This is a genomic window from Spirosoma luteum DSM 19990, from assembly GCF_000374065.1.
GTDB classification, from domain to species: Bacteria; Bacteroidota; Bacteroidia; order Cytophagales; family Spirosomataceae; genus Spirosoma; species Spirosoma luteum.
In genome coordinates this window covers 954,366-976,016 of record NZ_KB893245.1, presented here as the reverse complement: position 1 = coordinate 976,016, position 21,651 = coordinate 954,366, and the positions used below count along the sequence as shown (strand labels likewise).

Below are 21,651 nucleotides of genomic sequence, written 5' to 3'. Positions count from 1 at the left end.
TTACCCTGAACGGGGGAAGGCTTTTTTGTGATTAAAACCACTCCTTACCAGGTTCGTTTACTCATTACTTTGTCTAACTCAGTTTTAGTCATGGTTCCCGCTTCGGGGTGCTTACCTAACCAGGTAAGAAACGCTGTTTTGATTTCCTCCGTCCACTGGCTGTCGATCTGGCCGGTTGTGTAGCGCCCAGATTTGACCATCTCGAAGCCAAACAGGTCCTTGCGGGTAACGAACTCAGCAGTACTGACAACCTGCTCGGCCAGGTGGGCTGGCACAAAAAGAACACCTTCCCGCTGGGCAATAACCAAATCGCCCGGCAGCACCATAACGCGCCCAATGCGAATGGGAGAGTTGAGGCCCATCAATACCATTTCTTCCAGAAAAGAAGGGTGAAAATCGCGGACGAATGCGTTGAATCCTTTGATGTTCTGCAGCTCCTGCAAATCGCGGGCGGCCCCGTCGAAAACAACGCCGTTTCCCGTTTTACTAAAGATGGCATTCCCTAGGGTAGCCCCCATCAGGGTGCCCCCGCCAATTTTGCCAAACGCATCGGCTACATACACATCCCCTTTCGTTAACGTTTCAATGGGCCAGGTGTTGGTGTTCCCTTTTCGTCCCTGTTTGGTAATTCCCCGCTCTTTAATGTTTTTCTCCACATCGGGTCGGCTGGGCATGAACATCGCCGTTACGGCCCGCCCGGTTACCGGCACATCATTCTGTATCAATTTCCAACCCCCTTCAAACTGATTGGTGTAGCCTTCATTCTTCAAAACAGTCCAGGCATCATCAATCCCGATGTGTTTGGCCCGTTCTACTAGGGCATCAGAAATTTTAGGCCGACCATCCGGGAATCGTTCTCCTTTCCAGTCGGACGTTAGAAAAACCAGTTCGTCTTTCGGAATTGTTTGCGCCGATAAGGGAACATAAACGTAAAGTGCAACCCAAAAAGGAAGCAAAAAAGCAGCACTGAATCTCATCAGGGTAGTGAATTAATGGCCTTCTTTTGCCAGGTACGTTTCTATTTCTTTAGTCGTGATGGCTAATTTTTTGGGGTATTTGGCCACCCACGTTCTGAACTCTCCCTTTATCTTATCGGACCAATCACCATGAATTTCGCCGGATGGGTATTTTCCCTGCTGCAACAGTACTCGCTCGAATTCGTCGCGCAGGGCCGTCATTTCCGAAGCAGATACCAAGCCTTCTACCAGGTGAGCCGGAATAAAAACCACCCCGTATTCATTGGCAAACACCACATCGCCGGGCAACACGGTAACGTCGCCAATCCGAATCGGGGCATTGATGGAAGTGGGCGTCATGTCTTTGATGTACGATGGATCCTGTCCTTTCACCCAGGCATTGAACCCTTTGGTATCTTTCAGTTCCTGCATATCCCGAACTGAACCGTAGAAGATAACGCCCTTGCCCGTTTTGCCGTAAATGGCATTCCCCAGGCTTGACCCAATCAGGGTTCCGTCCTTAATCTTGCCATAACCATCGGCCACGTAAACATCCCCTTTCTTCAGGATGTCGATGGGCCAGATATTGATTCCCCCCTTCTGGGAGCGGCCTTCGGTTTTGCCCGCTGCCCGCACCATACTGTCGAGGTCGGGGCGGGTGGGCATAAACTGAGCCGTTACCACCCGCCCCGTCATGGTTTCGCCGGGCTTAAGAATAAGCCAGTTTTTCTCCACCTGATTTCGGTAGCCCTTATTACTCAGATAGCCCCATATCTGCTCCAGTGTGCAGTTTTGCAGGCGGTCCAGTACCAGGTCAGAAACGTTCGGGCGGCCATCGGGCAATCGTTCTCCTTTCCAGCTGGCGGTTAAAGTAGTGACGTAGTCGGGCGTTGACCCTACCCGCTGGGCGTGGGCTGCCAGGCTCCCCGCCAGGGCAAGGACGGTTAACAAAAATCGTGTTTGTGCTTTCATGGTCTAGTTTAAGGGGTCAATACATGCGTTTAGGGTGAACAAACAGGATATAGGTCTGATTATGAGCTTTTCATCCGTCAGTTACCAGACATCCCTATCCGTCGAATCAAAAAGAACGGAGCATGAGTAAAATACTGCCATTCGTTTATTTATATACCCGTATGGCGTTGCACAAAATAAAGAGTGAGTCACGCCAGTAGCTATAAACATAACCTCAAATCCCTTTGCCATGAAAAACTTGTTGTCCCGATTAGCCGCTTCCGGCTCTCCCTCCCCTGATCGCCGTGACTTTTTGCGCAACGCCGGGCTGGGTGGGCTGTCTCTTGGTTTTATGTTTGATAACAAGCCGAGCCCACATTCGGTGGATCAGGAACTGGAATTTGTCACCCAGAAAGTCCCGCGCGACTCGAAACCGGCAGACCTGAAAATTACCGATTTACGCGTGGCCGTTCTGAACGGGGTGCCTTTCAGCAGCCCTATTATCCGGATTGATACCAATCAGGGTCTGGTAGGCTGGGGCGAAGTGCGTGATGGAGCCAGTGCCAACTACGCCCTGATGCTCAAAAGTCGGCTATTGGGCAAGAACCCCTGTAACGTTGAGCAGGTATTTAAACAAATCAAGCAGTTTGGTGGGCAAAGCCGGGCGGCTGGTGGCGTTTGTGGTGTAGAGATGGCCCTGTGGGATCTGGCCGGAAAAGCCTACAACGTGCCCGCCTATCAGTTGCTGGGTGGAAAATACCGCGATTTTGTCCGGCTCTATGCCGATACACCGGAAGCCGATACCTACGAGGGGTTTGCGGAGAATATGAAGAAGCGTAAAGATCAGGGCTATACGTTTTTGAAAATGGATTTTGGAATCGGTATGCTCGCCGATCAGCCGGGATTACTGGTCAATGGGAGTAACTGGAGCGTGAAGCGGCAGTGGAGCGATTCAGAACCGGGAAAGGTGGGGAATTATGCCAACACAAAACACCCTTTCACCCGCATTCAGGTTACAAAAAAAGGGCTGGATAAATTAGTGGACCACGTAGGGCGGGTGCGGGAAATTGTTGGCTACGACACCCCACTGGCTGCTGACCATTTTGGGCACTTCGATGTCAATACCGCCATTCAGATTGGAAAGGCAATGGAACCCTTCCGGCTAGCCTGGCTGGAAGATTTGATCCCCTGGTTCTACACCGATCAATGGAAACAGGTTTCGGATGCAATAGATACCCCAACGCTAACCGGAGAGGATATCTATCTGAAAGAAAATTTCAAAAAACTCATCGACGCGCGAGCTGTCGATATGATTCATCCCGATCTGGCCTCATCAGGCGGGTTGCTGGAAACGAAGAAGATTGGCGACTATGCCGAAGAAGCCGGAATTCCGATGGCGATGCACTTTGCCGGGTCGCCCATTTCCATGATGGCCAATGTTCACTGCGCGGCTGCTACGGAGAACTTTGTTGCTCTCGAACACCACGGCGTCGATGTGGAGGGATGGGAGAACATTGTAACGGGCATCAAACCCATCGTTGAAAAAGGGTTCGTTAAGGTCCCTGACCGGCCAGGTCTCGGCGTTGAACTGAACGAAGAGGCAGCCAAAAAATTCCTCAAAAAAGGAGCTACCTGGTTTGCCCCCACCGAGAACTGGAATACGAAGGATTCCGCCGACCGGGAATGGAGTTAATGTTGACTGAGTGAATACTGGAATGAGTGAATGAATAACGCAGGCACAAGCCAACTGTTGATTCATTCACTCATTCCAGTATTCACCCATTCAAGAGTAGATTCTCCAGGGCCGTTCCTACATCGGTAAACTGATACGTGAAACTGGTTTCTTCGGCAATACGCTTGTTTAGTACGTAGTTACCGCCCGTTACCACGATGGCCATTTCGCCGTAGAGCAGCTTAATAACAAAGGTGGGAATGTTGGGCAGAATCATTGGCCGGTGCAGTACATCGGCAATGGCACGGGTCAGGGTTTCGTTGGTGACCGGGCTGGGCGCTACGGCGTTATACACTCCCTGCCACGATTCATCGGTTAAGGCCTGCATGTACATCCGGCACAGGTCATCGAGGTGAATCCAGGATATGTACTGCTGCCCGGACCCAATGGGCGCCCCCGCCCCCAGCTTAACGGGTTGCGCTAGTTTAGGCAACGCTCCGCCCGTCATGGTCAGCACTACGCCCGTGCGCAGTTTCACGGTTCGGATACCGAGTGCCGCTACCTGCTCTTCGGAGCGTTCCCAGGCCCGCACAACCTGCGCCATAAAATCGGTACCGCCAACGCTGGTTTCCGTCATGGGCCGGTCGCCGGTGTCGGCCCCGTAATAGCCAATGGCCGAGGAAGCAATGAATGACTTCACATGGTGTTTATTTTTGGTCAGCGCCTGCGTCAACAGGTCTGTGGATTGGGTACGGCTTTTGAGAATCTCCTCCTTACGCTGGTCGGTCCAGCGTTCATCAGCAATGCCAGCCCCCGCCAAATGAATTATATGGTCGGCGGTAGCAATGGCCTGCGGGTCGAGGTGTCCTTTTTTTATATCCCACTGATAAACGGTCACATCAGGAATGGATTTGTTACTTCGGCTCAGGTAAGCAACCTGATAACCCTGCTGGAGCAGCAACTGCGTCAGCCGACGACCAATGTCGCCGGTGCCCCCGGTAATTAAAACGGTTTGATTTGTACTCATACTGCATACTACATTTATAGAAACATAACTCAGGGTTTATTTATTGCTCAAACAGATTAACGAAGCCATCAGTATTCTATAAATATCACACCTGCCAATCGGCAGGCAACCCAAGCTGCCGGGCGTAGTGAGCAGGGGCTGTATTATGAATCCAACCTAGGAGTTTATTGATACCCCCGGCGAATTCAATGTAATAATCAGGATCGAGCTTAACGACTTTCTTCAGAATCATGTCCGTCCGTTTGGCAATGTATTCGGCCGCCGAATCGGAACGGGAGTTATATTTCTGCAATAGATGCGCGTTGTGGTCGTAAAAGGTGTTAAGGGTGTACAGCATCAGGTCCACCTCGCCATATTTATCCTTGGTTACTTTCAGGTGGCGGGTGATGTAACCTGCCACGGTCCGCATATCCATCATCAGCCAGCCGGGTGTATCGGCATGAATTTGGGCCGTTCGGTCGATGAAGTCCCGAATCAGTTTACGCCGTTCGTCGATGGTCCTGCCTTCTTCGACCAGCTCGAACTGGAGCCTTTCGGTCAGCACAGCGTCTTTAGCTACCAGGCGCAGCAGCAGCTTGTCTTTTTCCACGCCCGGCATTCGGACGATAGCTTTTTTGAGGTCGGGTTCGATAGCAGGCATACAGTAATAACTAATAGGCGAGGGCAAATTCATCAACGGTTATCCGCTGGTCTTACCCCTAACCTGAACGGAGAATCCGACCATAAGTTTACGATTATTCTTTATCCGTCCCGTGCATTAAAACCACTTTTTCGGTGATGGCTTAAAAGCGTGCGCGTTATGGGCTTCATCGCCTACCCTTCTCCAACGCCCGCTAGTGCCCATCCTGCCACTAATTAGTGAATAACGGCGCGCGGCACCCTGCCGGTTTTTTAGTAGCTTCGCCCACTAATCATCAACTTCATGAAAGTACAACTCCTTCCCGTTGCCTTTTTACTGGGTACGTTACCCGCTTTTTCCCAAACGGTCATCATCAACCGTGACCCGCAAATTGCCGACCTGGTTGCGCAGGTATCGGCAGATAGCCTGCGGGCGCACGTAACGGGGCTGGTTAGTTTCGGGACCCGCCACACGCTGAGTGTTCCCGCCGATGCGAATGCTGCCGTTGCCAAAAAAGGACTGGGAGCTGCCCGACAGTGGATTCTGGGCAAGTTCCAGCAATACGCCAAACAGTCGAACGGGCGCATGACGGCCATGCTGGATACCTGGATGCTGCAACCCGACGGGCGACGCGTAGACAAGCCCGCCAACATGGGTAACGTGATGGCCACCCTCAAAGGCACTGACCCCAACGACAACCGTATATTTATTGTGCAGGGCCATATGGATAGCCGGGTAACCAACGTCATGAACCGGGAATCCGACGCACCGGGTGCCAACGACGATGGGTCCGGTACGGCTGCTGTCATCGAACTCTGCCGGGTTATGAGCAAATCGTCGTTTCCCGCTACGGTTATCTTCGTTACCCTCACCGGCGAGGAGCAGGGATTACTGGGCGCCGAGCATCTAGCGGAGCGGGCCCTGAAGGAAAAATGGAACCTAGAAGCCGTCCTAAACAACGACATTATGGGCAGCAACAACAGTTCCGACACCCGCATCATTGATAATACCCGGTTGCGCGTTTTCAGCGAAGGACTACCAAGTGTACTGCTCAAAGACACAACGGGGCGTATTGGCCAGATACAGCGATTTGGTAATGAGAATGACGGAAAAGCCCGCACCCTGGCCCGGTATCTGAAAGAAGTGGGCGAACGTTACGTCGAAAACCTGGAAGTTGTAATGGTGTACCGTAATGACCGCTATCTGCGCGGGGGCGACCATACGCCGTACGTGCAACGCGGTTTTGCCGCCGTTCGGATGACCGAGATGAATGAGAACTACGAACACCAGCACCAGGATTTGCGGACGCAGGATGGTATTGAATACGGTGACTTGATCAAGTTTATGGATTTCGACTATCTCCGCAAAAATACCGCCCTCAACCTCGCCACACTGACGAACCTGGCCAAATCGCCCCCCATGCCCCAGCAGGTAACCATCGATGTTCGGACCCTGGCCAACTCAACTACGTTGTACTGGCAGGCACCCAAAGCCGGTAAAGTGAAAGGCTACTACGTGCTGATGCGCGAAACGTACTGGCCTTTCTGGCAGAAGAAATTCTTCACCCCTAAACTCGGCATGACCCTCCCCTACTCCAAAGACAATTACTACTTCGCGGTGCAGGCCGTGAGTGAGGATGGCAACGAGGGATTACCAGTATTACCCGTACCCAATTTACGGTAGGGCAGCCACTCGCTTCCCTGTTAACCTTTTCGGGTATTGTTTACACAAAAAATCTGCGCTTACGCCCCTCCCGGCAGTGATACCGAGTAATCGGAATGCATCCCTCAGCGGACGATTAAAATCGTCCGCTGAGGGATGCTCTTTTGCCGGATTCGAACCCAGGAGAGACACGTAGTAAAATCGCTTTGTTCGTACCTTTATGTATTGAATAAAGAACCATTTTATGTTCCTCGTTTCGCCAAAACTGCCTTTTTCTACCTTGTTGCCCAGCTTTGAGGGTGACCTGTATTTCGATGAGTCCCCAGCGCATACGGCCCAGCGCGTACTGTACGCAACGGATGCGTCGGTCTATCAGGAAATACCCGTCGCGGTAGCTCTGCCAAAATCCGTAGCCGACATTAAGAAACTGCTGCGGTTTACGCAACAGCATAAAGTAGCCGGAACGCCGGTCGGGCTTATTCCGCGCGCTGCCGGTACGTCACTGGCCGGGCAAGTAGTGGGGAACGGTATCGTGGTCGATATTTCAAAATACTTCGGGCAGATTCTGGAAGTCAACGAACAGGAGCGGTGGGTACGCGTACAACCGGGTGTTATCCGCGATGACCTGAACGCTTTTCTGAAACCGTACGGACTGCTGTTTGGACCGGAAACCAGTACCGCCAGCCGGGCCATGATTGGCGGTATGATTGGCAATAACTCCTGCGGATTGCACTCCATTATCTGGGGCACCACCCGCGACCATCTGCTGGAGGTACGTACCATCCTGAGCGACGGAGCCGATGTCACCTTCGGCCCACTCACTCAGGAGCAGTTCGATGCCAAATGCCGGGGGGAAAACGTAGTAAGTCCGCTCGAACAACGGCTGTACGTTCAGTTCCGCGACTGGCTGTCGCAACCGGCCATGCAGCAGCAAATTCACGACGGGTATCCCAAACCAACCGTTACGCGCCGGAACACGGGCTACGCTCTGGATGCACTGGCAGCGTTTTTTGTTCCGTCGGAATCGCAACAGACGGGACCCCTATTCAACTTTGCCTCCCTCATTGCCGGTTCGGAAGGGACGCTCTGCTTCATCACCGAAGCCAAACTGAATTTGCTGCCCTTACCTCCTAAAGAAATTGCGCTGGTCTGCGCTCATTTTTCCACCATACGGCAATCACTGGAAGCGAATCTGGTGGCGCTGGCGCACAACTGTTCGGCCTCCGAACTGGTGGACGATCACATTCTGCAACTGACCAAAGTCAACATTGAGCAAAGCAAGAACCGCACCTTTGTAGAGGGCGACCCCACGGCGATTCTGATGGTCGAGTTTTTTGACGACACGCTGGAGGCCGTCACCCGGCGGGCCGAAGCCTTCGTGTGGGAACTGACCGAAAAAGGGCTGGGCTATACCTACCCTATTCTGTTTGATGAGGAAACCAAGAAACCCTGGGCACTGCGCAAGGCCGGACTGGGCGTGATGTACAACGTTGCCGGCGACGCTAAACCGGTGAACGTTATTGAAGACACGGCGGTGGATGTGCTCGACCTGCCGGATTTTATTGATGACCTCGGCCGGCTGGCGTGGGAACAGTATGGCCTTCGGCTCCAGTTCTCGGCTCATGCGGGAGCGGGCGAAATTCATGCTCTGCCATTGATGAATCTAAAAACATCGGCGGGGCGCACCGATTTCAGGGCCTTGCTGATGGATACGGCGCAGTTGGTCAAACGATACGGTGGCTCTCTGTCCGGCGAACACGGCGATGGCCGGCTACGGGGTGAGTGCATCGCGTTCATGCTCGGACCCGAGAATTACCAGTTATGTAAGGACGTAAAAGCCCTCTGGGACCCGCATAATGTATTCAATCCGGGTAAGGTAGTGGATACCCCGCCTATGAACGAATCCCTGCGCTACGTGGCGGATATAGTTCTTCCCCAGCCAAAAACGGTGTTCGACTTTTCGAACGAAGGCGGATTACTGGAACTGGCCGAAAAATGCTCCGGCTCCGGCGATTGCCGCAAAACCGAAATTTCGGGCGGGACAATGTGCCCCAGTTACATGGCTACCCGTCGGGAAAGTGATACCACCCGCGGCAGAGCTAATATGCTACGGCATTTTTACAGCAATCAGGACACCCCCACCGACCACGACTATGAAGCCGTAAAAAACGTGCTGGACCTATGCTTATCCTGTAAAGCCTGCAAAGCCGAATGCCCGTCGGGCGTCGACATGGCTAAAATGAAGGCCGAATTTTTGCAGCAGCAGTATGAACGAAAAGGCATTCCGCTCCGGGCACGGCTGGTAGGGAACTTCACTAAATTGATGTCACTGGCCAGTTTGGCCCCCTGGGCTTACAACGGTATTTACGGCTCCTCCGCACTGAGCAGAATGGCCAACCGGGCCGTTGGTTTCCACCCTAACCGCTCCATGCCGGAACTGGGGAAGACAACGTTAAAGAAGTGGTTTTCGTTGAGAAGTGAACCGAATGGCACCCGCCCGGCGGGTCGGTCAATCCTTCTCTTCTGCGATGAATTTACCAATTACAACGATGTGGAAGTAGGCCAGAAAGCTACGCAGCTCCTGGAGCGTTTGGGATACACCGTTGGCATTCCCCGGCACGTTGAAAGTGGCCGGACGTATTTATCGAAAGGGCTGGTGAAAGAGGCTCAGCAACTCGCCATCAGGAATGTGGCTCTGCTTAAGGACATTGTATCGGAGGATGCTCCCCTGATTGGGCTGGAACCATCGGCCATCCTGACCTTCCGCGACGAATATCCCGACCTGGTTCCGGCAGAATTGAAAGAGGATGCGCTTCGGCTGGCCAAAAACGTTTTTCTGTTTGAAGAATGGCTGGCCCGCGAAGCCGATGCCGGACGAATCGACCGTACGTTATTCACCACCGATACCCAGGTCGTGAAAGTACACGGCCACTGCCACCAGAAAGCCCTGTCCAGTATGATTCCGGTCAAAAAAGTCCTGTTATTACCCCCGAATTACACCGTACAGTTGATACCATCGGGCTGTTGTGGCATGGCTGGCTCGTTTGGCTACGAAGCAGAACATTATGACCTGTCGATGCAAATTGGCGAACTGGTGTTGTTTCCCGCGGTTCGTCAGGCCGAAGGTGCCATTATCTCAGCCGCTGGTACCAGTTGCCGCCACCAGATAAAAGATGGAACGGGCCGTAAGGCATTGCACCCCGCCGAAATCCTTTTCAATGCTCTGAAGTAACGCGAATTTCTGTCCGTGTTAGCCACCAAAAACCTTTTCGGTTCCCGGTTGTTTTCCCTATACCAAAAGAACAGACACTACTAATTATGGAAGATTCAACCCTTAGCGATGGCGCTCAACAGGCTAACCTGGTTTCGAACGAAAATGCAGATACTAAGTTCGGAGCCGACCAGGCCGAAACAAATATGGTTAAACTCGTTGATGGTAAATTAACCCCCATTGGCGACACGGAAGACGATGTTGTAGACGGACAGCTCAGAAATCGATACAGTTCTGACGAAGAACGTAGCCTTCAGGGCGACGAACTGCGTGGCAAAACGTATGAAAACTCCGAAGCGGCCCTCCAGGCTGGCGAAGGTCTTGGTAACGAGACACTGGACGAGACAAATGCCGAACCAGCCATTGCCGTAGCTGAGATTACGGGTAATCCGGATGCCGGCGCTACGGTCAATACCGGTCTCCCCTCCGAACAGGAGTCGGCAGAATCGACAAAAAAAAACGATAACACGACGCCAACCAACTCATTTGGTGGCTGGAACGTGATAGGCACTGGTCAGCCAACGGGCGACATGATACCGGCCACGCCGGGTAGCCCTGATCCGATGCAACCCGTTCCGGGTATTCCCGAAACGCCCCCGGCTCCCCCCGTACCGGGTCCGGAAATACCTGACCTGCCGGGTTCACCCAATCCGGTAACGCCCGAAATTCAGGAGCCCGACCAACCCGACCGCTCACACGAGATTAACGCGCAAACGTTTACCTCGACTGCCCCCGGAGTGGTGCCAACCAACGGCCCAAAACCGGATGGAGCTATACCCGAAACAAAGTACGAAGGGCTGGACGAAGGAGCCACTGCTGAACCGGGTTCGGAAGAAGGAATGCAAGTGAAACCAAACACCGGGGACTCCGCCCGGCCGTACGATGTAAATGCGAAAGACAACGCTGAACACAAACCAGGTGAGCGGCCCGAAGAAGCAAAGGAAGCCCGGAACATGCCCCGCGAAATGACTGACGAGAGTAGCGTAAAGGCGCAGGATATGGTATCTGGCCCGGACCGCTCCGACCAGAAATCGACTGAAGGTCTGGACCGAAAATACAATGACCCCGACGCGACCCGCGATATGGCTACCTAGACAGGTCTGGATAAAGAATGAATGGGGACTGATTCAGCGCGGGAACGCTGTGTTAGCCCCCATTTTTTTCGCTATAGCACACGACAACCAACATGGCCCGTCCCTCCTCGTTTTATCCTTATTTTGGGCCCAACTGAGAAAATTCGTGGTATTTTTAGGCCACATTTTGGGTATCACTCCTGTGGACATCCACTTTTGGCACCCTACTTCTTTGCCCTGCAAGAACATGCAAGCTGCTTTTCTGGACATCCCCGGCCACATCACCCTGCGCGACGTACCACTGCCCAAACCTGGAGCTGGTGAGGTGCGTGTGAAGCTAAACCAGGTGGGCATCTGCGGCTCCGACGTACACCTGTTTCTGGGGCATCGGCTGTTGAACCAGCCTACTGTTATTGGCCACGAGGGCCTGGGGATTATCGACAGTTTGGGGGCAGGCGTTATGGAGCGGACAGTTGGGGAGCGGGTGATAATCGAGCCAAACATCCCGTGTCGGCAGTGCCGTTACTGCCTGTCCGGACGAGGTACCATCTGTCCCAATAAGCGCACCATCGGCCTGAACGAACCCGGCTGCTTTGCGGAGTACATCACCCTGCCAGCCGACTATTGCTGGGCCGTTGCTGATACTGTTTCGGATGCCGATGCTGTAACGGTGGAGCCCATGGCGGTGGCCGTACACGCCCTGTTCCTGTCGGGGGCGAAACCAGGTGACACCATCGCGGTAATTGGGCTGGGAGCCATTGGTTTGTTGTTAACACACCTCGCGCTGGCACTCGGCTACCGCGTTTTTGTAACTGAACGCAATGCCGATAAGGTAAAAATAGCTACAGACCTCGGTGCCGAATCAGTAAGCCCAACTGGTGAATCTACCCCAGCCGAGCAAAGCCGTATGCTGGCCGACGTTTGGCTCAGCAATGATGTGTGTGCGGTATTCGAGTGTGCCGGCTCGGCAATTACGGCCTCACTAGCTACGTCGGCCGCTCCACGAGGGTCGGAGGTGGTATTGGTAGGACTGTCCGAAAAACCGGCTGCGTTTACGCCTTTGAAGGTAGCCCGCGAAGGTATTCACCTCGTGCCATCCATCATCTACGACCACCCGTTCGATTTTCAGCGGACGCTCCAGCTCATTCAGGCCCGTGTGATTCGTCCGGGGTTTATCATCTCGTCGCACCACCCGCTTCGCAATCTCCAAACAGCCCTGGAAACGGCCGCCGGTGGGCTGGAAACGAAACTGGTTGTATCCATATAGCGGAACAAAAGCTTAATAATCCTGCCCGTTCGACTACCGAAAGATGCCTATTCGGCTGGTGGCTAAGCCTCCATCTCTAACCCAAAACTCCGTATCATTGTATATTCAAACTAACCATAGTGACGACTTCTTTACCCGAAACTGACCTTAAAACCCTGCTTGATGACCGCCCGATGGGGGCGTTTCAACTGCTTTTGGTGGCTATCTGTTTCATCCTGAACATGAACGATGGCATCGACGTACTGGTGGTATCGTTTACCGGCTCAGAAATTACCCGCGAGTGGGGTCTCTCGAAAACCGAACTTGGCTACGTGTTCAGCGCGGGGCTGGCGGGCATGACGGCTGGCTGTTTTCTGCTGGCCCCACTGGGCGATACAATTGGTCGGCGGACGGTATTTATTATCTCGCTGAGTTTGATTACGGCGGGTATGCTGCTCTCATCGGTCGTATCGGCCTATTGGCAACTGCTGGTGTTTCGGGTAGTAACGGGGCTGGGCATTGGCGGTATTCTGGCGAATCTGGCGGCTGTAGCGGCTGAATTTTCGAACAACAAACGACGCGATTTTACCGTCGGACTGGTGCAGGCGGGGTGGCCTGTCGGGGCTATTCTGGCGGGATTTTTCACGGCCTGGGCCGTACCGCTGTTTGGGTGGCGGTCGGCGTATCTGGTAGCCGGGCTGGTATCTGCCCTAATGCTGGTGTGTATTCTGTTGTTCATGCCGGAGTCCATGGCATTTCTACTTGAGAAACAACCAAAAAATGCGTTAAAACAACTTAATAAACTGCTGGTTCGCATGAACCTGGCCACCGTCGACAGCCTGCCTGCATTACCCGCACAGGCAACTACCACCCGCCCGACAGACCTGTTTGCTCCGGCCTACCGGGGTTCGACATGGCGGCTGTGGGTGGGTATATTTTTTGGCTTTCTCACGCTTTACACGCTCATGAGCTGGGTACCCACGCTGGCAAAAGAAGCCGGTATGCCCTTCGACCTGGCCACCTATATTGGTTCGGCCCTGAATGCGGGTGCCTTTGTGGGCAGTGCTTTATTCGGGTTGTTGGCCGCCAGAACGGGCCTGCGCCAATTGATTCTGGGATTTATGGTCATCGCCTTTGGTACTATGATTGGCTACGGTACGCTGTCGATGGCTTACGGGCTGATGTTTGGTATGACGTTTTTAATCGGCTTTTTTGTGCAGGGTGGTTTCAACGGCTTTTACCCCACAATCGCCCGTGTGTATCCGGCGGCAATTCGCACTACAGGTATGGGCCTGGCAACGGGTGTGGGACGTTTTGGTGCCATTATTGGCCCGGCCCTGTTTGGCCTGCTGTCGGACGCGGGCGTAAGCCGGACCATGCTATTTCTGCTGTTTTCGCTCCCTCTGCTGGTGGCGGGCCTGATGGCATTCACGATTCCATCGAAGGAATTACGATGAGTAAAAGTACCCGTGTCCCTGCTAATACCGTAGACTAAGACATCGTTTTTACGAAAACCTCCGTTTTCTCTATAGGTAAGAAAATTCTATCTTTACTCAAAAACAGAAACCCTATGAAAACCTTACTTACTTTATCACTCTTGTTGGTAGTTGCCTTCAAACCCGGCAAATGGACATCCCTTTTTGATGGGAAAACAATAAAAGGCTGGCATAGCTACCATAAGGATAGCGTTGTTGGCTGGTCCGTTGAAGAGGGAGCCCTAACACCCGACGGTACTGGTGGTGACCTGGTGACTGACAAAGAATATGAAAACTTTGAACTGGAGTTTGAATTTAAAATTCCCAAAGGCAGTAATAGTGGCGTTGTGTATAAAATCATCGACAGCCCCGATATCAAGTCTACGTACATGTCTGGTCCTGAGTACCAGGTGATTGACGACAAAGGCTATCTGGATGGCGAAGGGAAACTTTACAAGCTGAAGGATACCCAGATGACGGGTGCCAACTACGACGTAATGCCCCCCTCGGATTTCACCGTTGCCAAAGCACCCGGAGAATGGAACAAGGGACGGATTGTGGTGAATAATAACCATGTCGAGCATTTCCTGAACGGCAAAAAAGTAGTGGATTACATGTATGGTACTGACGAGTGGAAAGCGATGGTTGCCAAAAGTAAATTTGCCGACTGGCCTTATGCTACGCCCCACGCCAAAGGCAAAATAGCCCTGCAAAATCATAGCCCCAAAGAGCGCGTCTGGTACCGGGATATCAAAATTCGGGAGTTGTAACAACTTATTGCTTGATGTGAACGTCGTTTCTCCGTTTTTTCGTTTATAGATCGTAACCAGTTAGTTGTAAACAGCATGAGCCAGGTATCAGTAGATGAGTATGTCGATCAGATCATAGCGCTCCCGTTGCAAAAGCAACGGGCGATTATGGACGGAGTCGAAAAAGCAATACAAAAGCCTACGGGTCTACGAATCAGGCGCCCGAAGGGAAGTAAACCCGTGTTCTGGAATGAGATGCTGATTTACCTATTGCCGAACGAATACTTGGACAAACCGCATGATATATGGTATCTGGACTCTCTCCTGGGTTCGAATAGAGTTAGCCGTGCGGTGAAACGGACCCGACTCCTGGACGATAATACAGTTAAAAAACTGTTTGCCAGAGCGCCATTTTCATTTTACACTAATTCCAGCGGAACATATCTTGTTTCTACCAGGAATGAATTGACGGAAGCCGATTTTGGGCCGTTGCAACCAATCAGGGCAATTGATGCATTAAAGCGATTTAGCCTGGAGATCCTCGAAAAGGCCAAAGAGAAAGGCTACGTCCGGTTGCAACAGAGTGAATGAGTTAACCGATGAGTGGAAAACCCGCCTAGGTCCCGCGGTTTCGCCCTTTGAAAGAACTCAGTTTACCCGGCGAGTACTCGATGGTGAAGATATCATCTTTATCGACTACATCATCGACCTTGGTCGGAAGGGTAACTCTGTCAGTATTATACAGGTTGATCCTGCTCTTGTTACGAATGGCGACCCACCCATGGATGGAAAATACCTGTGGATTATTGACGAATCAGGACTGAAATTATTGGCGGAGTCGACATCCAATCCGTTCGCGGCTCGAAAAGTAGTTTGCCACACCAATATTACCGGGGGAGAAAAGGCATATTAGGGTGGTGAGTGTTGGTTTGGTACTGACAGTCAAGTGTACATCAATAACCGGTCCGGTCGATATGGAGCGCAAACGCTAACGCAACGCAGGGCGATCCTGGACTACCTTCGAGCGATGGGATACACGCCAGTTCAACTGTCCTTATAATCTAATCCGGGTTGACTTTTCGGCGGCCTGCTTTTGTATCGCCCTTCTTTTTTTTGCTGGTAATACGTTCCTCTACCGATGCCTTTGAGGGTTTGGTTGCCCGGCGGGGTTTGGGGACTTCAAACGTTTTTTCAATCAGTCGGTAAAACTTCTTCGTTACCTTCTCTTTATTAGCCAGCTGCGTCCGCTCGGTTTGATGCGTCAGCACCAGTTCGCCCTCGGTCGTCAGCTTGCTGGCTAATTTTTCTTCCAGAATTGCCCGTTCCTCGTCGGTCAATAACGAAGAATTACGGACATTGAAACGCAGCTCGGCTTTGGTAGCTACTTTATTGACATTCTGCCCACCGGCACCGCCACTCCGGGCAAATTGATACTGTAGATCGGGTTGTAGGCGGGTAAAATCCATCTGACGTTGACGAACTTGTTTAGCTGTAAGGGTAAGCTGATGACATGCGATTTACTCAATTATACACTCAAAAACCAAACAAACGGAGTGGCGACACGTTTATTCTGACAATCATTAAAACCATTGACTATAGTATGGAAGATACCGAAGAAACACTGGAACAGCGAATGCTCACCGACACGCTGGGAGCATTTGGCGATGGCACACAAGCAGATATTTCGGCCGAACGGGGATTGTTGCTACTCGAAGGCTGGCTAAATGCGCTACCCGGTTCTATTGGTATCGGCCGGATTCTGTCGGAAATTGAAACCCTGCGCGATCACCTTAAAACCGGTGAATACGATAATGAACTAATTCGTACGCTGATGCTCAACATGGCCAGCCACACCCTGACCATTTCGCACGAACCAATGGTTGACGAAACGAACGCTCACCAGCTTGAGCAGTTGGCCAACGCGCTGCGGAACTTCACCAATCAGATAGATTAGGAGTTTACGGTATTTGGTTTAAGGTTTTCGGTTAGCTAACCGAAAACCTTAAACCAAATACCGTAAGCTTATTTCAGCCCATTCCAGTAAATCAGTACGTTGTGCGTTGACCGGCCGGATGCGATCAGGTCCAGGTCACCATCGCCGTCCAGGTCGGCGGCTTGCATATCTTCGCAGGCCATACTAACGCTGTCGTCCAGCGGGTATCCTTCCATATTGCCTGGTTCTTTTTGTTTGAATAGCCGGACGCCTACTTTCCCTCCAGCATTGGGATTTCGCCAGCCAGCCACTATCTGGTCGCTGCCCAGACCCAGAAAATCCCCGCACACCAGCGCATGCCCCTGATTGAATATGTCGGTAATGAGGGTAATTTCTTTTTCATCAACAGGTTTTCGGGGTTCGCGGAAGGAGTAAAATCCAGTCTCTATCTGAAGCAGATTGCCGTGCATCGGTTGAATGGTAGCGATTCGCTGGCCGTTGTCCATGCGCCGGATTTCGCCGATGCCGCTAACGCCTTTATTGAGTATATCCAGCGTATTGCTGGCTGATTCGTCATCAACAGGTTGCCACTTATTTTTCTGCCACCGAAAAATCTGTCCCCCTTCCTTACTGGCCACAATCATGCCGGTCGCATTTCCATCTTCCCACACGTCAAAATTATGAGTAAGGTGCAAAGTTGAGTCTACCAGATGCTGGTTCCAGATTCCTTTCGGATTCTTTGGAAACGTGTACCCCCATATACGCACACCCCTCCCCTTACCGTCTTTATTGCCCAGCCCGTGCAGGGGGGCCACCACCAACTGGTAGCTATCTGCGCCAACTTTGGCCCAGCGCATCCGGTGAGTGGTTACTTCGTGGGGTAAGCGCACGGGTTCCCATCGTTGGGTTGGGTCCTGTGGCCGAATCAGGTAAAAAACAGCACCCGATTTGGTACTGTCACTGGTTTCTGACGGGTTCCAGCCTGCGCCAACGGCCACCTCTACCCGACCATCGCCGTTGAGGTCGCGGGCAGCAATGCACACGTTATCCTGCGGGGTCAGGTTTGCCGCCATCACGTATCGTTTCCAGGGTGATGTTTTGTCGCCGGGGTTCTTGTACCAGACAATTTCTTTCTGGTCGGCCAGCAAAATATCGGCTTTTCGGTCGCCATCCACATCGCCAATGGCCAGCCCATACCCGATACTAATCTGGCTATCGACCACCTGAATTTTAAAGTCCGGCGTACTCTGCCCAACGGAATCGAGTTGCGCCAGCACTGAAGCCAGGATAATCAGGCAAGCAAAAGGGTAGTTTTTCATATCTTTTTTGTCATGCTGACGAAGGAAGCATCTTCAGTAACTGGAAAACAGAATGCCTTACCCGAAGATGCTTCCTTCGTCAGCATGACAAAAAGGGACTAGACCGTTTATACTACCGGCTCAGGCTTATTCGCTCCCCCAACTGCATCACCTGATGCGGTGTCCCGTACTGCTGACAGGCCAGTATAAACTCGTTGGGGTCAGCGGTGTTGAAGGCAAACAAATCGTAATGATGCGGAATAACTCGCTTTGCTTCTATAGCGCGGCCCAATCGGGCGGCTTCGTCGGGGTTGAGGTTACCGGCCACCCGCCGTTCGGGTTTGTTGCCGTTGATGGGCAGGAAGGCAACGTCGACCGCAAAGGGCCGGAGTATATCCACCATACTATCGTACCAGAGCGTGTCGCCGGAGTGATATACACGGAATGGCCCACCGTTATCTCCGCCTAGTTCGACCACAAATCCCATGAATTTACAGTGCCCCGCGTCATCGCGCTCCAGTTCGTTGTGAGCGGCCGGAACGCCGTAAAACGTAAACGGGCCAATCGTGACCGACTGGCCGTCGTTCAGTCCAACCGGCCATGCGGGATCACACCCCAGCCGGTCGGCAATAAAAACCCGGTTGGCTTCGGGGATAACGAATTGCAGCGCGGGATTGGCCGCCATAAGGGGGCGTAACGTGCCGGCATCCAGATGGTCGGTGTGGTTGTGGCTTGAGGTAACTACATCAATCATTGTCAACCGGGCGGGGTCAATAACCCGTTCTGACAAACGCACGTGCGGCTTGTCGGTATCGGCGTATTTTCGACTCAGCGAGTCGGACAGGTAGGGATCGAACAGCAGATGGCTACCTGCAAATTGCAGCAAAAAACCACTCTGACCAAGCCACCAGATGTGCAGCCGGTCGGGTTGGCTACGGCATTCGGCAATGTCGGTAAGTAATTCGTCATCTTTCTGAAAGGCAGGCTTGAGTACCATCTGAAGATTAGTGTTTAGTCGGTTTCAGCCCGCTGATTCGCCCCAGAACCCAGTCCATGGCACGAACAGGCAACAGCCGGGGCAGTGTCCAGCTCATGAGTTTGTTGGGTACCAGCGCATACCGAATGCGGGGCCGGGAAGTTTCGTGAATGTCGACCAACCATTTCCCCAGGTAATCGACCGATAAGCCACGCGCTTCTGCCGATTCAACCTGTTTCAGAAACCACTGCATGGCGGGGTAATAAGGCGTGTTCTGATATCGGCTGATATCCGTTCCCTTACCCCAAATGGGGGTTTTCACAGCTCCCGGCCCCACAATAATCACCTTAATACCAAACAGGGCCAGTTCCCGGCGCAGACTGTGCGACAGCCCTTCTACGGCGTGTTTAGACCCCACGTAAGCGCCCATAAAGGGAATGGCTACCTGCCCGTTTACCGAACTGATGTTCTGAATCCGACCTGGCCTTACCGGGTGATTCTCCCGGGCCCCCAGCAGCGGTAAAAACGCCTGCGTAACCTGTACCAGTCCTAGTACGTTGACCTCAAAATGCTGCCGGAATACATCCATCGGCTGGTCCTGAATGGGACCACCAATGGCCACGCCCGCATTATTGATTAAGGCGCCCAGACCACTACCAGCCAGGTGATTCGTCAGAAACTGAGCGGCCTGGGCAATGGCTTCAGCATCGGTCACGTCGAATACGAGGGGTGTAAATGATTCGCCTAGTTCGGCCCGTATCCGGTTGGCATCATCCGGTGTTCGTACACTGCCGAAAACAGTGTATCCTCTCTGTATAAACTGTTTGGCGGCCCCGTAGCCGATACCCGTGGAAACGCCGGTAATCAGAATATTTTTACTCGCTGGTTTCATTCTATAAACTTACAGATAATCCCCTTCACCAATCGCACATTTGCGGTCTTCGGAGTTTTAACTCCACTGTTATTTAAATCTTCTTCTGTTGCTGGTTAGCCGGGTTAACCTTTATATAGTGCCTAATTAAGGTCTCTCTGGCATGATGGCCAGTAGGCCATCCGGTATTTAGCCGAATGCTGATAGCATTTGGTAACCCACATTAAGGGTCCAGTACAAGGCTACGCATATTTCACTTTAGTTAAATGCTTATAGGGCGGTGGTCAGTTTCCTAATTTTGATGGGTAGTGTACCTTCACTTAGCGAATTGGTTAGGTTAAGTTGGTTCGTAGCGGTAAGTTTAACGTGTTCTTTTTGCGTAAAGCAACGAGAGTACATTAAACGTACTACATTGTGTATTTAAACAGGTATATGAACTACTACGGCAAAGCAGGATTAATATTTTTAGGAATGATGGCTATTGCAGCAACTATGCAGGCTCAGTCTGGCAGACTTGATTCGCTGTCCGTGGTAGCTCCGAATGCGGAGCTTAAGCAGGTGTCCAGTCAGTTTACCTTCACCGAGGGTCCGGCCGTCAATAAGAAAGGGGACATTTACTTCACCGACCAGCCCAATGATAAAATCTGGCGGTACGACACAAACGGTGAATTATCCCTGTACATGGATAAAACAGGCCGCTCAAACGGGCTGTACTTCGATAAAAAGGGGAATCTGATTTCATGTGCCGATGTTAAAAACGAATTATGGTCCATCAGCCCAGATAAGAAAATTACCGTTCTGCTCACCGACTTTGACAGTAAGAAACTGAACGGCCCGAACGATTTGTGGATTGACCCCAAAGGCAACATTTACTTCACCGATCCCTATTACCAGCGCGATTACTGGGAGCGAAAAAAGCCGGATATCGACGGGCAGAAGGTGTATTACCTGCCCAAAGGGAAACAGCAACCCATCATCGTTGATGCCGATCTACAGCAGCCCAACGGCATTGTGGGAACGCCCGACGGGAAGCACCTGTACGTGGCCGACATCCGGGCTGGCAAGACGTATAAGTACGACATTGCCGCCGATGGGGCATTAACGAATCGCCAGCTGTTTGTTTCGCAGGGTTCCGATGGTATGACGCTCGATAATCAGGGTAATCTTTACCTGTCGGGCAAAGGCGTAACCGTATATTCACCGGCTGGAGAAAAACTGGGTACTATTCCGGTTCCATCCCGCTGGGTGGGTAATCTCTGCTTTGGCGGCAAGGGGCGGAATGTACTGTTCATCACCGCAACGGAGTCGGTGTATACGCTGCCAATGCGGGTGAAAGGCGTGGAATAACTAGCTGTCTTTTTGCTTGGTCGTTATCGTCTGCACAACTTTTCCATTTTCGATAAGCCGGGTTTTCAGAACGGTTTGCTTCGGAATAGCCAGCAGCAGCATAGGCTGAACCACAGCAGGCAACGGATGATTAATTACGGTCGTATCCTTCAGGCGAATATAGCGAACCGTCAGAACGGAATCCTGCACAAACACCCGGCTGACCGATAGCTTAGGGGGCTTGCTGGTAGGCGGGATGACAATGCCAATTGCCGTCTCTTTCGTAAAATTTATGGGAGTAGGCCGTTTGCCGGTATCATCTGGTTTGAAGGCTTTCCCAAACTCATCGGCCTGTTCAAACACAAGCAGCGTAGGCTTTTCCCTATTGACAGAGGCATCAGCATCTAATATATAGCTGGTTAGCAATCGGTAGTTTAAGGCAACCTGGGCAATCGCAACGAGGCTAAAAAAGACACCGACAGCTAAAAGAAGAGGTACGCGGGAACGGGAAATAATACGGGCAAAAGAAGACATAATCAGCACTAA

Annotated in this window: 20 protein-coding genes; 11 read left to right on the top strand and 9 right to left on the bottom strand. The window is 52.1% G+C overall.

The genetic code is table 11. From position 1 onward, the window contains the following. Positions 1-44: 44 nt before the first annotated feature. Together B156_RS0104145 and B156_RS0104140 are read right to left on the bottom strand one after the other, a co-directional pair. Positions 45-977, bottom strand: coding sequence for an RraA family protein (locus B156_RS0104145; protein ID WP_018618378.1), 933 nt, complete (start codon positions 975-977; stop codon positions 45-47). Positions 978-989: 12 nt separating this feature from the next. Then, positions 990-1,928: an RraA family protein gene (locus tag B156_RS0104140; protein WP_018618377.1), complete on the bottom strand. Its 939-nt coding sequence runs from the start codon at positions 1,926-1,928 to the stop codon at positions 990-992. Positions 1,929-2,157: 229 nt separating this feature from the next. On the opposite strand from B156_RS0104140, the gene B156_RS0104135 reads away from it, so the two are divergent. Beyond that, a complete protein-coding gene (locus tag B156_RS0104135; RefSeq protein WP_018618376.1) occupies positions 2,158-3,600 on the top strand; it encodes a mandelate racemase/muconate lactonizing enzyme family protein in 1,443 nt (480 codons plus the stop codon). Positions 3,601-3,682: 82 nt separating this feature from the next. Here B156_RS0104135 and B156_RS0104130 read toward each other — a convergent pair whose 3' ends face one another. Together B156_RS0104130 and B156_RS0104125 are read right to left on the bottom strand one after the other, a co-directional pair. Next, entirely contained in the window at positions 3,683-4,606 is a 924-nt protein-coding gene (locus B156_RS0104130) for a TIGR01777 family oxidoreductase (RefSeq protein ID WP_018618375.1), read from the bottom strand. Positions 4,607-4,691: 85 nt separating this feature from the next. Next, a complete protein-coding gene (locus B156_RS0104125; RefSeq protein ID WP_026260581.1) occupies positions 4,692-5,246 on the bottom strand; it encodes a hypothetical protein in 555 nt (184 codons plus the stop codon). A gap of 282 nt (positions 5,247-5,528) precedes the next feature. Here B156_RS0104125 and B156_RS0104120 point away from each other — a divergent pair, with 282 nt between their 5' ends. From B156_RS0104120 to B156_RS0104085, 8 genes are all read left to right on the top strand, one after another. After that, positions 5,529-6,908: a M28 family metallopeptidase gene (locus B156_RS0104120; RefSeq protein WP_018618373.1), complete on the top strand. Its 1,380-nt coding sequence runs from the start codon at positions 5,529-5,531 to the stop codon at positions 6,906-6,908. 223 nt (positions 6,909-7,131) lie between these two features. Then, positions 7,132-10,119, top strand: coding sequence for an FAD-binding and (Fe-S)-binding domain-containing protein (locus B156_RS0104115; RefSeq protein WP_018618372.1), 2,988 nt, complete (start codon positions 7,132-7,134; stop codon positions 10,117-10,119). Positions 10,120-10,205: 86 nt separating this feature from the next. Beyond that, entirely contained in the window at positions 10,206-11,252 is a 1,047-nt protein-coding gene (locus B156_RS0104110; RefSeq protein WP_018618371.1) for a hypothetical protein, read from the top strand. Positions 11,253-11,478: 226 nt separating this feature from the next. Further along, positions 11,479-12,498 carry a zinc-dependent alcohol dehydrogenase gene (locus B156_RS0104105; RefSeq protein WP_018618370.1) on the top strand — a complete coding sequence of 340 codons (1,020 nt, stop codon included), beginning with the start codon at positions 11,479-11,481 and terminating at the stop codon, positions 12,496-12,498. 119 nt (positions 12,499-12,617) lie between these two features. After that, positions 12,618-13,934 (top strand): MFS transporter, encoded by a 1,317-nt coding sequence (locus B156_RS0104100; RefSeq protein ID WP_018618369.1) that lies wholly within the window; start codon positions 12,618-12,620, stop codon positions 13,932-13,934. Between the two features lie 113 nt (positions 13,935-14,047). Next, positions 14,048-14,722 carry a 3-keto-disaccharide hydrolase gene (locus tag B156_RS0104095; protein WP_018618368.1) on the top strand — a complete coding sequence of 225 codons (675 nt, stop codon included), beginning with the start codon at positions 14,048-14,050 and terminating at the stop codon, positions 14,720-14,722. Positions 14,723-14,797: 75 nt separating this feature from the next. Further along, on the top strand, positions 14,798-15,292 hold the full coding sequence (locus tag B156_RS0104090) for a hypothetical protein (RefSeq protein ID WP_018618367.1): 495 nt from the start codon (positions 14,798-14,800) through the stop codon (positions 15,290-15,292). Beyond that, positions 15,285-15,614: a hypothetical protein gene (locus B156_RS0104085; RefSeq protein ID WP_018618366.1), complete on the top strand. Its 330-nt coding sequence runs from the start codon at positions 15,285-15,287 to the stop codon at positions 15,612-15,614. The genes B156_RS0104090 and B156_RS0104085 overlap by 8 nt, the downstream gene beginning before the upstream one ends. 148 nt (positions 15,615-15,762) lie before the next feature. On the opposite strand, the gene arfB is transcribed toward B156_RS0104085, so the two are convergent. Beyond that, entirely contained in the window at positions 15,763-16,167 is a 405-nt protein-coding gene (arfB, locus tag B156_RS0104080; RefSeq protein ID WP_018618365.1) for an alternative ribosome rescue aminoacyl-tRNA hydrolase ArfB, read from the bottom strand. 44 nt (positions 16,168-16,211) lie between these two features. Here arfB and B156_RS0104075 point away from each other — a divergent pair, with 44 nt between their 5' ends. Further along, positions 16,212-16,655, top strand: a complete 444-nt coding sequence (locus tag B156_RS0104075) for a hypothetical protein (protein WP_018618364.1) — start codon at positions 16,212-16,214, stop codon at positions 16,653-16,655. A gap of 68 nt (positions 16,656-16,723) precedes the next feature. On the opposite strand, the gene B156_RS0104070 is transcribed toward B156_RS0104075, so the two are convergent. The 3 genes from B156_RS0104070 to B156_RS0104060 form a co-directional block, all read right to left on the bottom strand. Next, complete coding sequence (locus tag B156_RS0104070; RefSeq protein ID WP_018618363.1) at positions 16,724-17,953, bottom strand: FG-GAP repeat domain-containing protein; 1,230 nt, start codon at positions 17,951-17,953, stop codon at positions 16,724-16,726. Positions 17,954-18,065: 112 nt separating this feature from the next. Continuing rightward, positions 18,066-18,929, bottom strand: coding sequence for an MBL fold metallo-hydrolase (locus B156_RS0104065; protein WP_018618362.1), 864 nt, complete (start codon positions 18,927-18,929; stop codon positions 18,066-18,068). 7 nt (positions 18,930-18,936) lie between these two features. Further along, on the bottom strand, positions 18,937-19,800 hold the full coding sequence (locus B156_RS0104060) for an SDR family NAD(P)-dependent oxidoreductase (protein WP_018618361.1): 864 nt from the start codon (positions 19,798-19,800) through the stop codon (positions 18,937-18,939). Positions 19,801-20,211: 411 nt separating this feature from the next. On the opposite strand from B156_RS0104060, the gene B156_RS0104055 reads away from it, so the two are divergent. After that, a complete protein-coding gene (locus tag B156_RS0104055) occupies positions 20,212-21,126 on the top strand; it encodes an SMP-30/gluconolactonase/LRE family protein (protein ID WP_018618360.1) in 915 nt (304 codons plus the stop codon). Here B156_RS0104055 and B156_RS0104050 read toward each other — a convergent pair whose 3' ends face one another. Beyond that, complete coding sequence (locus B156_RS0104050; protein ID WP_018618359.1) at positions 21,127-21,639, bottom strand: hypothetical protein; 513 nt, start codon at positions 21,637-21,639, stop codon at positions 21,127-21,129. It abuts the gene before it with no gap. Positions 21,640-21,651: the final 12 nt, after the last annotated feature.

What these genes read in the sequence shown, in the direction of transcription:
- B156_RS0104095 (WP_018618368.1), top strand. Translation starts at nt 14,048, where the DNA reads ATGAAAACCTTACTTACTTTATCACTCTTGTTGGTAGTTGCCTTCAAA.
- B156_RS0104115 (WP_018618372.1), top strand. Translation starts at nt 7,132, where the DNA reads ATGTTCCTCGTTTCGCCAAAACTGCCTTTTTCTACCTTGTTGCCCAGC.
- B156_RS0104060 (WP_018618361.1), bottom strand. Translation starts at nt 19,800, where the DNA reads ATGAAACCAGCGAGTAAAAATATTCTGATTACCGGCGTTTCCACGGGT.
- B156_RS0104075 (WP_018618364.1), top strand. Translation starts at nt 16,212, where the DNA reads ATGCGATTTACTCAATTATACACTCAAAAACCAAACAAACGGAGTGGC.
- B156_RS0104055 (WP_018618360.1), top strand. Translation starts at nt 20,212, where the DNA reads ATGAACTACTACGGCAAAGCAGGATTAATATTTTTAGGAATGATGGCT.
- B156_RS0104135 (WP_018618376.1), top strand. Translation starts at nt 2,158, where the DNA reads ATGAAAAACTTGTTGTCCCGATTAGCCGCTTCCGGCTCTCCCTCCCCT.
- B156_RS0104065 (WP_018618362.1), bottom strand. Translation starts at nt 18,929, where the DNA reads ATGGTACTCAAGCCTGCCTTTCAGAAAGATGACGAATTACTTACCGAC.
- B156_RS0104090 (WP_018618367.1), top strand. Translation starts at nt 14,798, where the DNA reads ATGAGCCAGGTATCAGTAGATGAGTATGTCGATCAGATCATAGCGCTC.
- B156_RS0104050 (WP_018618359.1), bottom strand. Translation starts at nt 21,639, where the DNA reads ATGTCTTCTTTTGCCCGTATTATTTCCCGTTCCCGCGTACCTCTTCTT.
- B156_RS0104110 (WP_018618371.1), top strand. Translation starts at nt 10,206, where the DNA reads ATGGAAGATTCAACCCTTAGCGATGGCGCTCAACAGGCTAACCTGGTT.
- B156_RS0104145 (WP_018618378.1), bottom strand. Translation starts at nt 977, where the DNA reads ATGAGATTCAGTGCTGCTTTTTTGCTTCCTTTTTGGGTTGCACTTTAC.
- B156_RS0104130 (WP_018618375.1), bottom strand. Translation starts at nt 4,606, where the DNA reads ATGAGTACAAATCAAACCGTTTTAATTACCGGGGGCACCGGCGACATT.
- B156_RS0104105 (WP_018618370.1), top strand. Translation starts at nt 11,479, where the DNA reads ATGCAAGCTGCTTTTCTGGACATCCCCGGCCACATCACCCTGCGCGAC.
- B156_RS0104140 (WP_018618377.1), bottom strand. Translation starts at nt 1,928, where the DNA reads ATGAAAGCACAAACACGATTTTTGTTAACCGTCCTTGCCCTGGCGGGG.
- B156_RS0104070 (WP_018618363.1), bottom strand. Translation starts at nt 17,953, where the DNA reads ATGAAAAACTACCCTTTTGCTTGCCTGATTATCCTGGCTTCAGTGCTG.
- B156_RS0104125 (WP_026260581.1), bottom strand. Translation starts at nt 5,246, where the DNA reads ATGCCTGCTATCGAACCCGACCTCAAAAAAGCTATCGTCCGAATGCCG.
- arfB (WP_018618365.1), bottom strand. Translation starts at nt 16,167, where the DNA reads ATGGATTTTACCCGCCTACAACCCGATCTACAGTATCAATTTGCCCGG.
- B156_RS0104120 (WP_018618373.1), top strand. Translation starts at nt 5,529, where the DNA reads ATGAAAGTACAACTCCTTCCCGTTGCCTTTTTACTGGGTACGTTACCC.